The 13,987-nt window shown below is 42.9% G+C and carries 14 protein-coding genes; 10 read left to right on the forward strand and 4 right to left on the reverse strand.

Annotated features, from left to right (window positions below; all coding sequences use genetic code 11):
• Positions 1–168 precede the first annotated feature (168 nt).
• A complete protein-coding gene (locus L0991_05570) occupies positions 169–906 on the forward strand; it encodes an AzlC family ABC transporter permease (protein XGB63538.1) in 738 nt (245 codons plus the stop codon).
• A gap of 2 nt (positions 907–908) precedes the next feature.
• Positions 909–1,244, forward strand: a complete 336-nt coding sequence (locus L0991_05575) for an AzlD domain-containing protein (GenBank protein XGB63539.1) — start codon at positions 909–911, stop codon at positions 1,242–1,244.
• 129 nt (positions 1,245–1,373) lie between these two features.
• Here the strand turns inward: L0991_05575 and L0991_05580 are convergent, their stop codons facing one another.
• Entirely contained in the window at positions 1,374–3,428 is a 2,055-nt protein-coding gene (locus tag L0991_05580) for a methyl-accepting chemotaxis protein (GenBank protein XGB63540.1), read from the reverse strand.
• Positions 3,429–3,532: 104 nt separating this feature from the next.
• Between L0991_05580 and L0991_05585 the strand changes: the two genes are divergently transcribed.
• Positions 3,533–4,018 (forward strand): NlpC/P60 family protein, encoded by a 486-nt coding sequence (locus tag L0991_05585; protein ID XGB63541.1) that lies wholly within the window; start codon positions 3,533–3,535, stop codon positions 4,016–4,018.
• Between the two features lie 85 nt (positions 4,019–4,103).
• On the opposite strand, the gene L0991_05590 is transcribed toward L0991_05585, so the two are convergent.
• The gene (locus tag L0991_05590) at positions 4,104–4,448 is read right to left on the reverse strand and encodes a DUF3802 family protein (protein XGB63542.1); all 345 of its coding nucleotides are present in this window, start codon (positions 4,446–4,448) and stop codon (positions 4,104–4,106) included.
• 508 nt (positions 4,449–4,956) lie between these two features.
• Between L0991_05590 and L0991_05595 the strand changes: the two genes are divergently transcribed.
• Positions 4,957–5,823 carry a fructosamine kinase family protein gene (locus L0991_05595; GenBank protein ID XGB63543.1) on the forward strand — a complete coding sequence of 289 codons (867 nt, stop codon included), beginning with the start codon at positions 4,957–4,959 and terminating at the stop codon, positions 5,821–5,823.
• A 58-nt stretch (positions 5,824–5,881) separates the two neighbouring features.
• Positions 5,882–6,085 carry a CPXCG motif-containing cysteine-rich protein gene (locus L0991_05600; protein XGB63544.1) on the forward strand — a complete coding sequence of 68 codons (204 nt, stop codon included), beginning with the start codon at positions 5,882–5,884 and terminating at the stop codon, positions 6,083–6,085.
• A 106-nt stretch (positions 6,086–6,191) separates the two neighbouring features.
• Here the strand turns inward: L0991_05600 and L0991_05605 are convergent, their stop codons facing one another.
• Positions 6,192–6,800: a riboflavin synthase subunit alpha gene (locus L0991_05605; protein ID XGB63545.1), complete on the reverse strand. Its 609-nt coding sequence runs from the start codon at positions 6,798–6,800 to the stop codon at positions 6,192–6,194.
• 142 nt (positions 6,801–6,942) lie between these two features.
• Here L0991_05605 and L0991_05610 point away from each other — a divergent pair, with 142 nt between their 5' ends.
• On the forward strand, positions 6,943–8,313 hold the full coding sequence (locus tag L0991_05610; GenBank protein XGB63546.1) for an MATE family efflux transporter: 1,371 nt from the start codon (positions 6,943–6,945) through the stop codon (positions 8,311–8,313).
• 150 nt (positions 8,314–8,463) lie between these two features.
• Here the strand turns inward: L0991_05610 and L0991_05615 are convergent, their stop codons facing one another.
• Positions 8,464–9,309 carry a DNA ligase gene (locus L0991_05615; GenBank protein XGB63547.1) on the reverse strand — a complete coding sequence of 282 codons (846 nt, stop codon included), beginning with the start codon at positions 9,307–9,309 and terminating at the stop codon, positions 8,464–8,466.
• Positions 9,310–9,640: 331 nt separating this feature from the next.
• On the opposite strand from L0991_05615, the gene L0991_05620 reads away from it, so the two are divergent.
• From L0991_05620 to L0991_05635, 4 genes are all read left to right on the forward strand, one after another.
• Complete coding sequence (locus tag L0991_05620) at positions 9,641–9,970, forward strand: STAS domain-containing protein (GenBank protein ID XGB63548.1); 330 nt, start codon at positions 9,641–9,643, stop codon at positions 9,968–9,970.
• A 65-nt stretch (positions 9,971–10,035) separates the two neighbouring features.
• On the forward strand, positions 10,036–10,869 hold the full coding sequence (locus L0991_05625; protein ID XGB63549.1) for an OmpA family protein: 834 nt from the start codon (positions 10,036–10,038) through the stop codon (positions 10,867–10,869).
• Entirely contained in the window at positions 10,866–12,965 is a 2,100-nt protein-coding gene (locus tag L0991_05630; protein ID XGB63550.1) for an SLBB domain-containing protein, read from the forward strand. The genes L0991_05625 and L0991_05630 overlap by 4 nt, the downstream gene beginning before the upstream one ends.
• Positions 12,965–13,654 carry a CpsD/CapB family tyrosine-protein kinase gene (locus tag L0991_05635; GenBank protein ID XGB63551.1) on the forward strand — a complete coding sequence of 230 codons (690 nt, stop codon included), beginning with the start codon at positions 12,965–12,967 and terminating at the stop codon, positions 13,652–13,654. Before L0991_05630 ends, L0991_05635 begins: the two co-directional genes overlap by 1 nt.
• Positions 13,655–13,987: the final 333 nt, after the last annotated feature.

Below are 13,987 nucleotides of genomic sequence, written 5' to 3' on the forward strand. Positions count from 1 at the left end.
CTGTTGATTATTAATAGCTTGATGGCATATCCATATTTTGATGATTTCAAAACATCGATCTAAATCAAATAAATTTTAATCTTGATTTGAAAATAATTTCATTCGCCAATACGATTCTCACCATAATTTGCAAATAAATTTGAATTTTTAATCTAGGGTGAGCATGTCATGAATAAACAACAAATCCAGGCAGGGTTAAGAGCAATCTTCCCTCTATGCGTTGGTGCATTTCCGTTTTCGTTCATTGTGGGAGCGGTCAGTATTACCGCAGGAATGAGCGTGACTCAGAGTACCTTATGGTCTTTCACTGTGTTTGCCGGATCATCACAAATGGTGGCGTTAGGGCTAGTTCAGTCATCAGCAAGTATTGTGGTCATCATGTTTACGACCTTCATCATAAACCTGCGCCATATGCTATACAGCGCTTCAATGTCAGAGCACATGAAATCCTATCCCTTTCACGTTCGTATGTTGATGTCCTACGGCCTTACCGATGAGGTCTATGCAGCAACGATCAATGAGATGAAGGAAGAAGGTGAAAGTCGACACTGGTTCTATTTAGCGGCAATGGGTGGTTTTTGGGTTAACTGGGTAGTGGCAGATTTCCTTGGCGCACTGATCGGTTCTTCGTTCCCTGAAATTGCTAACTACGGATTGGATTTCGCGATGGTCGCAGCCTTTATCGCTATCGTGATTCCTCAAGTGAAAAGCCGTGAATGTATTGTTGCAGCCATTGTCGCGACCTTTACTGGGGTGCTTCTTGCAGAACTTCCCTACTCTCTTGGCCTTGTCATTGCTGCCGTTGTTGGGGTGTACGCAGGCTACCGAATGGACCTATCAACTGAACAAGCGGAACAAGAAGCGATGCAAACTGACCTATTACCTCAAGAACGTGGAGTGGCATAACAATGAATACTACAACTTTTATTCTTATTACTCTTGCGATGGCAGCGGCGACCTTTGTTATTCGGTTCTCAGTGATTGGTTTAGCTGGTAAGTTTGAGATGTCGGAACGATTCAAAAAGACGCTGCGCTTTGTCCCGGTTACGGTTTTACCTGCGATTATTGCTGTCGAGATATTAGGAGCAGGGCCAGATATGGAATTTGATCTACACAACCCAAAAGTATTGGCCGCAATTGTTTGTACGCTTGTGAGCCTGCGCTTCGATTTGATTTGGGTGGTAATCAGTGGCGTTGCATCGCTGATATTTTTCCAACACGTCATGCCTACCTTTTTTATGTAAGCATTCCAACACTAGCTATAAGCAAAAAGGCAGAGCGTGAACTCTGCCTTTTTGCTTTGGGTATTTCGGATTTTTAGTATTTTCGGGCGAGGCAGCTTGTGACTGCACTAAGTGTGTTAAACCGCAAGGCTATTTCTCTGCGTCGAATTGATACTTATGAAGCATAGCTTGTTGATGACCTGCGATTTCACCCACTTGCTCAGAGCTTTCAATCATAGATTCAAGTTGCAGTTTGGTGTTTTCTCCCTGCTCGGATACGCGCGTGATTGAGTGTGTCACATCAACAGTTGCACGAGCCTGTTGCTCAGTTGCGACCATAATTTGCTCCACACGGCCTTTAATCTGGTTAACCGCAACTTCAATTTTTTCAAAAGCTTGTTTTACATCGCCGCTCGCTTGTAGTGCATTTGCCATTTCAGTTCGTGATTCAGTCACGGAGGTACGAGAACGATCCGCCGCCGCCACCAGCTCATTCATCATATTTCGGATATTGGTGGTTTGTTGGGATGTACCACTCGCTAATTTCCTTACTTCATCTGCAACTACCGCAAAACCACGACCTTGTTCTCCTGCTCGCGCTGCTTCTATCGCTGCATTCAATGCCAACAGATTGGTGTTTTCTGCAATACCACTGATCATGTCGACCATTTCACGAATTTGCTTTACTCGTCCATCAAGATCAGCCATTGACTGTTCGTTCATGTTCAACGAATGCTCTAAAGCTTGTAAGCGCTCCTGGTTTAAACCAATAACTTGGCTACCACTCACTGACTCATCTTCTGCGACTTGAGCATCATCATTCGATGCGTTTGAAATACGTGCGATTTCACCAATAGACGCTTCAAGTTGTGTGATTGTGGTGATCATATTCTGCAGAGATTCATTCTGCTCATGCAAACTTAAGTTGGTTTGCTCTGCAGCGTCGTGACTCACTTCTGCGGTCTGATAAAGCGTTTCGCAGTTTCGAGTAACCAAACGTATAGAATCGGCCGTTGAATCAACAACCGTATTAAGTTTAGAAGTGATGACTTGTAGTTCGAGTGGGCCAAGCAACTCACTCTGCTTCGAGAAGTCATGTTCTGCAAGTGACGTTAACTGACGTGTAATGTTTTTTAAGCCTTTGTTCATCCAACGACGCAGCAATAGCCATGACGCAATAATGATCACTGCTATCACAAAACCACTAATGAATAACACGCGGTCGATGTTAGTAATGGTTTGATTTACGACCAGCTCACTTTCATCGATCAATTGAGACGCTGTCGACGATAGTTGATTAAGCGTATTAATCACCGTATTCGCAAGTCCAATCACTTGCGCTAAGTTTTGCTCTTGTTGTTTAACTAGCTCTAGCTTAAGCAATATTTGTTTGATCACGCCCTCTTCTGTAAAGCCCTCTTTTACCATTTCATAAGGGGCGATTAGGCTCGCGAATTCGACAATGTCCGGGTGCCAATCTGAGAAATCACTGTAGGCCAAGTTAAGACCTGCGATTCGGTTCCTCAATTGACGATATTCATCTTCTGCTTTCTCAAGGTCGTTTTGCATCATCAACATTAAGAAAGTATTGGCCATCGCAGATGCACTCGACGTAAAGCGGTTGGCCGCATCGCTCGCTTCTGGATTATCTTCAACTAAGAATGAGCTAATACGATTCATTTCAGGACCGATAGATCCTACGCCGTAACGAAACTCACCAATTTTACTGTCGATCAGATTTTGCTTACTTTGTATTTCAATTTGTGCAGAAAGCACCGTGTTGGTCATTTGTTGTAGCTGTGCCATATCGTCTATAAGGCTTTGCTTTTGTTCAAGAGAAATCGCATCAGGAAAAGATTGGGAAATAAAAAGAAGTTCCTTAAGCGTGTTGTTACTCTCAGCAACGAGGTCATCGATCAAATGACGTGTTTGGTTTAACGTGTCTAAGTCCGTCGATTGAGTGCTATAGGTAAGAAGTTTGACTTGTTCTAGTACGCTTTGGGTTAATTCTGCGTTATGCAGAGCGAGTGGCAGAGCTTGTTCAGACAGAGTATCAAAGTATCCACCTACTCTATCTACGCCACGAATACTGACCATAGATAAAAAGCTAACAAGTAGAAGAATCGAAATAAATACGGCACTAACCGTTTGAATGAGCGAGAATGTATATCGTGAGGGTTTTATTGATAAGTTGGTGTCAGTCATGCGAAATCCAGTTTGACTACAAAAAGAGATATCCTTAAGTTAGTCGGTATACTAGAAGCCATTGATTACGCTTTTATTTCAGTTTTCTTTCAGAAGAGTTACATATGAAATTCAGAAAAATGCTTGCAGTTACAATAACTTTCGCAACATTAACCGCTTGTAGCTCAGCACCATCTCCTTCTAAAAATAGCCAAATTGCAAATAAACCTCTATCAAAGTCAGAACAATTGACTACTAATGCTTATATGAGTGTCTATAAGCAGTGGAAAGGCGTGCCTTATCATTTCGGTGGAACTTCATTCAGAGGCGTGGATTGTTCTGCTTTCGTCCAAATTGCCGTGCAAAATGCGACGCAGCAAGCATTGCCAAGAACGACAAAAGATCAGAGCAAACAAGGTGTTGAAATTGCTTACGAACAAGCAAAAAGTGGAGATTTGGTGTTTTTCAAGACGTCTTTCACCGTTAGGCATGTAGGTGTGTATTTGGGAAACAACCAGTTCCTACATGCGTCTACGTCGAAAGGTGTGATCATATCTCGACTAGATAACCCATATTGGGCTTCTAAATTTTGGCACTTTAGGCGTATATAGTGTGTTTGCGAGGTCACCAATCGAATTAAGGGCAACCTCATAGAAGTGCTACGCTTTCAGTCCCGTCAATAACGACGAATAGAGGTTAATCGTATTTTGCTACTGCAGTATCAAACAGGTTCTTCACCAATGCGATGTACTCGTCTAGAAATACTATCTGTTCGTTCGTCGCTTTCTTAGCCCACACACCTGCAAGCACTTCCCCTAAATCAGCAACCACGGCATCTGCTTCTTTAAGCAATTGAAAACGTACACTTGAATGCAGCTCAGGGTTTTGCTCGAAGATCGCCATAATGTTGCTTGAAATCATGTCAGTCACGATGTCTTCGACACTTTCGTTTCCAGTATCACCGTTACCATTAGTAAATACATCTAGGTTGAATGATAAGTGCTCGATCAAAGCTAGGTAGCCATCGGTTTCTACAACCACAATAAATCTCCGTTTTAAGCTCTAAGGCAGATTAATACGTATTAGGCTAATACTATGTATATGAAGTCATTTGTCATCATTTTATTGCTATAACGAGTATTAAAATGATCTTTGTTAGTATTTCAGTGCAAAATTGAATCAATAAACACACTATGCAGCTCACTCGATAACAAGTCCCCGCTCTATTCAAACCACAACCTAACAACAACTCTCTCTAGCATTAGTGTATTGACCTTAACAAGCTATCGATGATTTTCTAGTGGAAGTAACGTTATTTGGTGTCGCACGTGATATTTGTTCCAACTATTTCACGGTTGGTAACTCACTTTTTACTGAATTATCAAAGGTATTCGCACAGTCCGAGTTCACAAAACCGCTAATTGATCGGCACTCTCTTGTACTAGTGCTGAGAACATTGACCAGAACGTCTATAAATCACGCAGATTTGTCCTAAACTATTGCTATCAAACGATAGTATTTTACTCCAACAGTTCATTGAGGATTTCCTATGTGGCAGGCCATTTCTCAACAGCTTTCAGACACACTTCTATTCAATTTCCAGATTACCGAGCGCGTTAAAGTGCCTGGTGGTGACATTAACGATTGCTATATGATTAGCGATGGTAATGAACGCTACTTCGTAAAGGTGAATCAGCGAGAGTTCCTACCTAAGTTTGAGATTGAAGCTGAGAACCTTCGTTTGTTAAGAGATACTTCCACCGTCTACGTGCCTGAGCTGGTGCTGATTGGTAAAACCAAAGAGTGTTCATTTATCATTCTTAACTATCTGCCTACTAAACCACTCGAGACAGGCAACAACAGTTACGACTTTGGTGTCCAGCTTGCCAAACTTCATCAATGGGGTGAGCAAAAAGAGTTTGGATGCGACCAAGACAATTACATCGGCAGCACACTTCAACCAAATCCCTGGCATAAAAAATGGGGCCGTTTCTTTTCAGAGCAACGCATCGGTTTCCAACTCCAACTCCTAAAAGAGAAAGGTATTGAGTTCGGGGATATTGACGACATCGTTGATATGGTGAATATGAGACTTGCTGGCCACAACCCTCGTCCTTCATTACTCCATGGTGATCTTTGGAGTGGCAATGTAGCTAATTCGGCATTCGGCCCTATTTGTTACGACCCCGCTTGTTATTGGGGCGACCATGAGTGCGATTTAGCGCTCACTGAATTGTTTCAAGGCTTCCCGCCCGAGTTTTATGAAGGATACCAAAGCATCATGCCGCTTGACGTTGGCTATACTGATCGAAAAGACATTTACAACTTGTACCACCTTCTTAATCACTGTAATCAATTTGGCGGTGAATATCTGGCGCAAACAGAAGCGTGCATTCAGAAGATTCAGGCTGTGTAATACTTGTCACAATAGTTAAGCAGTCAGATGGTATAAGTTAGCTTGAGGAGAATTTGTCATGCAGAAATACACAGAGAAACATGTCTCCTGCCCTCATTGCGGGCACGGTATTAATATAACGCTCGATGCCTCCAATGGCAGCCAAGATTTTTACGACGACTGCCCTGCGTGTTGCAATGCCATTCATCTAGACATGCAAGTCGATGAAGTGCGAGACAGAATCAATCTGTCGATCGATGCCGACGATGAACAGGTGTTCTAATCCACGATTCTCACTGGTAACAATACCAAAAAAGAGCACATACGGTGCTCTTTTTAATTTAGCGATCTGCGTAAATCGAACAACACAAATTGAATGCGTCAGTTAATTACTTCTGATTTGCTAGTACACGTTCCACAGTATCAACAATCGCTTGGGTTTGAGGGTCAAACTCGATGTTTACTTCGTCGCCCACTTCGCGGCCACCAAATAGAGTGCGATTTAGTGTTTCTGGGATTAAATGTACAGAGAAACGGTTATCTTCCACTTCACCAATCGTTAGTGAGCAACCATCAACACCAATGTACCCTTTACTAAGAACATACTTCATTGATGTTTCTGGTAGTTCAAACCAAAGTGTGCGGTTGTTTTCCGTTTTGATGACTTCAACTAACTTAGCCATTAACGAAATATGACCAGACATACTGTGTCCGCCAATTTCGTCACCAAATTTCGCAGCACGCTCGACGTTCACTTTATCGCCGACATTTAGAGCACCTAAATTCGTTAAACGTAGTGTCGCTTGCATCAAGTCGAAAGAGATTTGGTTGCCTGAAATTTCTGTCACAGTTAGACAACAACCATTGTGAGCAACAGAAGCGCCAATCGCTAATCCTTCTACCATTTCATCAGTCAACTCAATGGTATGAGTCTGAAACATATCTTTTTTATTGATAGCAACCAGTGTTGCCATGCCTTGAACGATACCTGTAAACATAAGTTTCCTATTTAGCACTTTACTATAGCAGTTATTGTGACATTTCTTTATGATTCGTCCAATGGAAGCTTAACGATCAGTGTCTCTGATTCCTTCTGAATATTCATTCCGTCTCTTATTTCTGTCTCATCTGGAGTTATTTGTGCATCGTTACAAAGAAGAAGCCTCAAATCTAATCAAACTTGCGACGCCAGTATTGATCGCATCTATCGCGCAAACCGGCATGAGTTTCGTTGATACCGTTATGGCCGGTGGCGTCAGTGCTATCGATATGGCTGCGGTATCAATTGCGGCAAGTATCTGGCTTCCTTCGATTTTGTTTGGTGTCGGATTACTTATGGCGTTGGTGCCTGTGGTCGCACAACTGAATGGCTCTGGTCGTCAAATTAAGATTCCTTTTGAGATTCAGCAAGGTGCATTTCTAGCGCTTGTCCTTTCGATTCCAATTATTGGCGTTCTTTTCCAAACTCAAGCCATTTTGCAATTGATGGATATTGAAACTTTAATGGCAGAAAAGACTATCGGCTATATGAATGCCGTGATGTTTGCGGTGCCAGCCTTCTTGTTGTTCCAAACCTTAAGAAGCTTTACTGATGGTATGTCTTTGACTAAGCCTGCAATGGTCATTGGTTTTATCGGCCTTTTACTGAACATCCCGCTTAACTGGATGTTTGTTTACGGTAAGCTTGGTGCACCAGCACTTGGCGGTGTGGGTTGTGGCGTGGCAACCGCTATCGTTTATTGGATCATGTTTGGCTTACTGTTTACCTATGTGTTGACTTCTAAGCGCTTAGCTAAAATCAACATTTTCGGTCAATTCCATAAACCTCAGTTAAAAGCTCAAGTTCGTTTATTCAAGCTCGGCTTCCCAGTCGCCGCAGCGCTTTTCTTCGAGGTGACACTGTTTGCGGTAGTTGCGCTGTTAGTTGCCCCACTCGGTTCATTGATCGTAGCGGCACACCAAGTTGCGATTAACTTCTCTTCATTGGTATTTATGATCCCAATGAGTATTGGTGCTGCGGTTAGTATCCGTGTTGGTCATAAACTGGGCGAGAACAACACTGAAGGCGCTAAAATAGCGACTCATGTTGGTATTATTGTTGGCTTGGTAACAGCGTTTATCACAGCGGCACTAACCGTGATGTTTAGAGAGCAAGTGTCACTTCTTTACACGGAAAACACAGCAGTAATTACCATCGCAATGCAGCTTCTGATTTTTGCCGCGGTATACCAATGTACAGATGCAATTCAAGTTATCGCTGCGGGTGCACTTCGTGGTTATAAAGATATGCGTTCAATCTTCAATCGTACTTTTATCGCTTACTGGCTGCTTGGTCTACCGATTGGCTACATCTTAGGAATGACGGACTGGGTTGTTGAACCAATGGGCGCACACGGCTTCTGGATTGGCTTCATTGTTGGTTTGTCTTCGGCAGCGATTATGTTAGGTATGCGTTTGCACTGGATGCACAAACAAAGTGATGAAGTACAGTTGGAGTTTGGCTCTCGCTAAGTATTTCTTCCAAACATGTTGATTAAGCGAAAGAGCTCTGACTATCAGAGCTCTTTTTTATTCTGTGCCCGTGTTTATTCCGTATCAACATTACTCCGCATCCCAAATAGTTATCAGCAAGGCTTGTTCGCGATGCTTATTCACAAGTGTTTAATAGTCACTTTTCTCTCTAACGAACCTTGCGAATTTGGGCTTGCCATTTTGAGTCAAGCCATTGTAACGGTAGGTAATTCGACTACCAATTTCAGGCGGAGATAATCGCATCTTATCGGTGAAGCCACTTCCAATATAAAACTCCACACCATCTTCTGTGTGTACCAAAATTGAGCCCATCATCCCCTTATACTTGCCTGTTCCCGTTTTATAACCAATAACGGTCGCTTCGGCATCGTGATGACGTTTGAGTTTTAACAAGTCATTACTTCTTCCCGCTTGATAGCGGCTGGTAATCTTACGAAGCATCAATCCTTCGCCTTGGCTTTCATCGACATTATCGAGTTGATGAAACAATGCCTCTTCACTTAAAATTGGTCTGTGCTCCACATACCCAATATGCGGCTCGTTTATCACTCTTACCCAATGCAAGATGTTGTAGTAACGTTTCTGATAGTCGCCCGCTGCGCCTGGCATATCGAACAGCATGAATTCGATTTGCTGCCACGCAGTATCACTTGGCGTGTGGTCTAAGACCGTTGTTTGGACTAGATGAAAATTGCCTCTTCCTGCCCACAATTCTCCTTCTAAGTGAACATCCGGTAACTGTTGAACAAACCACTTCGGCGTATAAATTCGATTGCCATTTCGGGTATAAAGATGTTGGCCATCCCACAGAGCCCTAATGCCGTCCAGTTTTTCACTTGTCCAATATTCAGAGACATCGATGCCTTGCTTATAGGTATTAGCTAGAACCAATTGTTCAGGAGGGAGATAAGAAGCATGAGAAGGTAACGCAGAAAATGCACACAGTGTTGCTATTGCCAATCTGGTTAGCCTCATTTCAAAATTCCTTTTGTGTCATCGTCAGTTCTCAGTATTGAGCGTTTTGGTCAGCTCTATGTCCTATCCTAGGTCTTCTAGCCATTCATCATTCAAACTTTCGGTTAAGATGCGATCAATACACCAACCTTATCTAGCATTGTGTTTCATTCGCAAAATCAATTCGTTACAGCTCCCAAAAATCCAACCGTTTTTAGTTCTCATATTGAGAAACGGCTTTTCTCAATATGAAACACACAAAATGCACTCCTCTAACTAATTGAAAAATAAAGATAAAAAAGTTGGCACATTCAGTGCTTTGGTAAACACAAGTAAACAAGGAGATAAGACTATGGAACTACGTAAGATTGACTTAAACACAACAACACTAACTCTTTCTATTTACGGTGACCTAGATGCCGCTGGTAGCCGCGATGCACAAACGGACATCGATGATGTGATTTCAAACGATGGTCATCCTGAGATCGAAGTTGATTTCAGCCAGGTAGAGTTTTTGGATTCGTCAGGTGTGGGCGCGATTGTTTACATGTTCAAACGCCTAACTGAACGTGAACGTAATATGCGATTAGAAAACGTATCAGGTCAACCGCTAGAAATTATGAATCTGCTACGAATTGGACACGCTATCCCTGTTAACTCAAAAAATCCTACAAATTCATGAAGATCCACTAAGCTAGAAGTAACAAAAAATAATAATAAAAAGTTAAAAAAACAAAGGACGTTGGCATGAATACAATCAAAAACTACATAGCCCTATCTCTGTCTGTGCTAGTTCTGGGTTGCACAAGTTACCCAGAACACGGCACTGGCGGGCTGGCAGAGAGTTATGATTCGATGAATTATCAGAATGCTGATTTTTCACCGGTTATGCCTGATGAGCCTCTAGGTCCAGAACACGGCTTACGTTTTGATTGGCAACTTGCGAAACTTCATCTAGATGCTTTAATCCAAGAAGGCGCACGCTGGTGTTTTCCTGCTGCTGTTGTTCAAGCAATAGAGAAGCAAAATCGAATCGCTCGAGAACTTCAAGGTGGCCTACTACTTGATGCAGCGAACGATTTGGTTATCCAAAGAAAACGCTTAAACGAGCTTGAACTTCAACTCGACTATGTAACGTCGCAAGCACGTTGCGAACCACCTAAGAACGAAAACCAATTCCGTATGCAGTTGTCGATAATCCAACAGCTGTACGATCTACTTAATGTTGACAATCAATTCGCACACAACTCTATCGAAGTGAATCCTAAATACATGGGCAAGCTTGCCGAGGCGTCTTACATCTTAAAAGACAACAAGTCTCTAGAGCTAATAGTGACAGGCCATGCAGATGCAACAGGCTCAGAAGAGTACAACGACAAACTCGCCTTAGGCCGAGCGAAACAAGTTGAGCGCTACCTCACTATATTTGGCTTGAGCCCTAGCCGTATCAAAGCCGTTTCGGTTGGTGAAACCGTACCGCTGTTTGAAGGCGAATCGGAAGGGACACGCTTAACCAATCGTCGAGTAAGTATCGAAGTTATCTCACCAGAAAATGCGGCTAAGATGGGAGGTGCACTATGAAATCATTAATCACCTTATTCGTGATGTTCGCGCTAAGCTTTTCAGCATTCTTGCAGGCGAACGACGAGTTTTCTGATGCCGTTCAAGTTGGTGATCTTATCCAAGTTAATGTTCCTGGTGAAACCACATTAAACAAAGGCTTCCAAGTTGATAAGCGTGGTCGAATTACTCTACCTGAGGTTGGCGCTGTATTTGTTGCTGGTTACGACAAACAGCAGCTAAATAAAGTGGTTTTAGAGGCTTTAGCAACCGCTTATAAAGACCTATCCAACGCTTCTGTGTATGTGAAAGAGCAACAAATTATCATCTACGTTCAAGGTTATGTTCAACAACCGGGCGAATACACACTAGCTTTGGGTTCTAGTGTTCAAATGGCGCTTTATGCGGCGGGCGGACTTCGTGCTGGTGCTCAATTGGACAAGTTAATCTTAAAGCGTGGTGCAGAACGTAAAGAGTTCAACTACAAACGCTTTTTAGACTCTGGCGATGAAGCTAACCTACCAAAACTTCAATCTCTTGACTCCCTGTTTGTACCAGCATCACCGCTAGTTGGTAATATTGAACAAGAATTTGACCCTGCAAAATTAGCAAACTCTGGCGATAGTGCGGATTCTCGCAGTTCTATCAAAGTGTTTGGTGAGGTCAACGCACCTGGTTCATTCACTTATAAAGAAAATACCGATCTTGTTGATGTGTTGATGCGCTCTGGCGGTGTAACTCGCTACGCAAGTGTTGAGCAAATCCGTGTAATTTCAAACAACACTCCTACACTGTTTAACCTAAAGCGTTACTTAGATTCAGGGGATGAAAGCCTACTGCCAGTGTTACGCCCAGGTTCGACTATTTTTGTACCAAAACAAGAAGAAGAGATTAAGTCTGGCGCCAATATGGTTTACGTCATGGGCGAAGTTGCTGCCCCGGGTGCATTTGAAGGTAAAAAAGGCGCAACCTTCATGGATATTCTAGCGAATGCCGGCGGTCCTACTCGTTTTGCTGAATCACGCCAAATTCGCGTCATTAAAGCGGACGGTCGAGTTCTAAGATTCGACTTAGCGGCGTACACAGAAGGCTTACCTAACTCCAACCCACCTGCGATTAAAGCCGGTGATGCGATTTTCGTTCCTGAGAAAACAGATATGAATGAGAAGTCATGGTTGAAGATCGCGCCAGACCGAGCAGTAAATGTAATCGGAGAAGTGAATCGCCCAGGTCGCATTGAATGGTCAGACGAAATGAACTTCATGGGCTTACTTGCTCATGTGGGCGGCCCAACTCTTCGTGCCGACACGACAAAGATTGAAATCGTAACTGGAAGAAAACTGGTCGTGTTTGATTTGGACGAGTTTATCAAAAACGGTGCACCTCGTGACCAAATGCCCTACATCGCTGCAGGTTCAATTGTTCGTGTACACGACTTACCACAAGACCCTTCAGACAATAAATCACAGTGGGTTCGCCAAAGTTCAGATGCCTCTATCTATATCTTCGGTCAAGTGAATGCTCCTGGTCGTTACCGCTTCACTAAAGACATGCATTTCCTAGATATTTTGTCTGCGGCCGACGGCCCTACTGGTGATGCAGACATCCACAATATTCGCGTAACACACCGCGACAAATCATACGCTAAAGTCAGCAAACTGAATCTGTCTTTGTATTTTGAAACAGGCGATGAATCGTTACTACCGAATGTCACCACTGGCGATACCATTTATATCCCCGAGAAGAATAAAAACTGGCTAGACAAACCAAAAGAAGAAACTGTACGTGTGCTTGGCGCAATCAATAACCCAGGCCGTTATGTGTTCAACGACAACATGACCATTTTAGACATCCTAGCGGAAGCTGCCGGACCGACTGACAACGCATACGTTGAGAAGATTACCATTGTGAATATGTCTTGTTGCCAAGGACAAGCGCGTACGTTCGACCTAGTCGAATTCAGTAAAACAGCGAACATTTACAATCTTCCAGTTTTACGCGCTGGTGACACCATTTACATTCCAGACCGTCGCGACAGCTTTATGGAAAAAGCACGTGTAGGCCTAGAAGATATCCTAAGAATCACGACCACTATTGTACTGATAGGAGCGTTATAATGACTATTTCAGCAACGCATGCCGAAGTTGAGCAAATCTATTTGGCGTCTGAATTAAACGGACAACGCTCTATCTGTGTCACTGCCTGTCACTCTGGTGACGGTGTAACATCAGTGGCGACAGCTCTTGCGGAGCGATTTCTATTGGCCGGCCATTCAACACTTTATGTAGATTTGAATCTATTCAACCCTGGTTTCAAAGATTTACACCTGCTTGATAATGATCAGCCGGGACAACTGATTGAACATATCGAATCCCAACGAATGTTTATTGGTGTACCTGCCCCTACCGTTTCATCGACACAACTTGCCTATAAAGATCCAGCAACTCTACAAAAAGCGGTATCTAAATGGCTTGAGAAGTATGACCGTGTAATTATCGACACCTCTCCACTGCTCAATGTAAACAAAGGCAACATCCCTGCTCAGTCAGTTGCGAGTGCCTGCGATTGTACACTTCTTGTTGTGGCTTTTGGCGAAACGTCGACCCACCACCTTGAGCAAGCTAAAAAGCTTCTCGATGCGAACAGTATCTCTTTAATGGGTTGCATCATGAATATGAAGCACACGCCGAGCTTCGCACAAGAATTGGTTAGACAACTAAACCGAATGAAGTTTATTCCAGCAAAGCTCCGCGAACGCTTTGCAAACAAGTTGTATCAAAACGAATTTCTTAACCTACCGATGTAGTGTCGCCATTATCGTTAGCTAATGAATCACTGAACATATCTCCCAACACATTCATCGTATTTTCTGTTTTAACCGAAGTTAATGTAGAAAATACGACGTTTACGTTCATTCAATGCATTTCATACACAAATTGAGTGGTCTTCCTCCCTTAAAAATACCACCCATCACTTAACTTAGGCGTTAATGTGACACAGTCTATTAAAGTGCCATGTAAATCGCGTCAAAGATGGAATTCGTAGGAATATTCCCTAAGATTATAAATAGAGGTGGTTTTTGACGAATTTGTAATAGTTTGACAAAGTTATCCGATGGCGGTGAAACACCGTGGATAAA

Origin of the sequence: Vibrio chagasii, from assembly GCA_041879415.1 — a bacterium.
In the GTDB taxonomy this organism is placed as follows: Bacteria; Pseudomonadota; Gammaproteobacteria; order Enterobacterales; family Vibrionaceae; genus Vibrio.

Coding starts and splice junctions, on each gene's coding strand:
- L0991_05570 (XGB63538.1), top strand. CDS start 169: ATGAATAAACAACAAATCCAGGCAGGGTTAAGAGCAATCTTCCCTCTA.
- L0991_05575 (XGB63539.1), top strand. CDS start 909: ATGAATACTACAACTTTTATTCTTATTACTCTTGCGATGGCAGCGGCG.
- L0991_05580 (XGB63540.1), bottom strand. CDS start 3,428: ATGACTGACACCAACTTATCAATAAAACCCTCACGATATACATTCTCG.
- L0991_05585 (XGB63541.1), top strand. CDS start 3,533: ATGAAATTCAGAAAAATGCTTGCAGTTACAATAACTTTCGCAACATTA.
- L0991_05595 (XGB63543.1), top strand. CDS start 4,957: ATGTGGCAGGCCATTTCTCAACAGCTTTCAGACACACTTCTATTCAAT.
- L0991_05600 (XGB63544.1), top strand. CDS start 5,882: ATGCAGAAATACACAGAGAAACATGTCTCCTGCCCTCATTGCGGGCAC.
- L0991_05605 (XGB63545.1), bottom strand. CDS start 6,800: ATGTTTACAGGTATCGTTCAAGGCATGGCAACACTGGTTGCTATCAAT.
- L0991_05615 (XGB63547.1), bottom strand. CDS start 9,309: ATGAGGCTAACCAGATTGGCAATAGCAACACTGTGTGCATTTTCTGCG.
- L0991_05620 (XGB63548.1), top strand. CDS start 9,641: ATGGAACTACGTAAGATTGACTTAAACACAACAACACTAACTCTTTCT.
- L0991_05625 (XGB63549.1), top strand. CDS start 10,036: ATGAATACAATCAAAAACTACATAGCCCTATCTCTGTCTGTGCTAGTT.
- L0991_05630 (XGB63550.1), top strand. CDS start 10,866: ATGAAATCATTAATCACCTTATTCGTGATGTTCGCGCTAAGCTTTTCA.
- L0991_05635 (XGB63551.1), top strand. CDS start 12,965: ATGACTATTTCAGCAACGCATGCCGAAGTTGAGCAAATCTATTTGGCG.